Below are 468 nucleotides of genomic sequence, written 5' to 3' on the forward strand. Positions count from 1 at the left end.
TTGTGAAAGGGGAACACAAGCGGCAGTTTGCCTATGAGGCCCACACGGCCTGTGACAAGCACGGCTTTGTGCTGGAAGCCGTGGTTACCCCCGGCAATGTACATGACAGTGTTGCCTTTGATGAAGTCTATAACCGTGTGACCGCAAGTTTTCCCGAAACGGAGACCATTGTTGCCGATTCCGCCTACAAGACACCTCATATCTGCAAAAAGGTATTTGAGGATGGACGTGTACTCTCCACCGCCTACAAGCGGCCCCAGACCATGAAGGGCGGCCACGAGTGGTGGAAGTATGTGTATGACGAGTACTATGACTGCGTGCTCTGCCCGGAGCACCAGGTGTTGACCTACCGCACCACCAACCGGGACGGCTACCGGGAGTACCGAAGCGATCCTCGCATCTGTGTCAACTGTCCCACACGCCATCTGTGCACCCGTTCCAAAGACTGTGTCAAAACGGTGCAGCGCC

Annotated in this window: 1 protein-coding gene; it reads left to right on the top strand. The window is 55.8% G+C overall.

Features of this window, described 5'->3' with window-relative positions; all coding sequences use genetic code 11:
• On the top strand, positions 1-468 hold a 468-nt coding region (locus H7U37_RS16575), incomplete at both ends, for a transposase (protein WP_204877017.1).

The organism is Pseudoflavonifractor phocaeensis, assembly GCF_016901735.1.
Lineage (GTDB): Bacteria > Bacillota > Clostridia > Oscillospirales > Oscillospiraceae > Pseudoflavonifractor_A.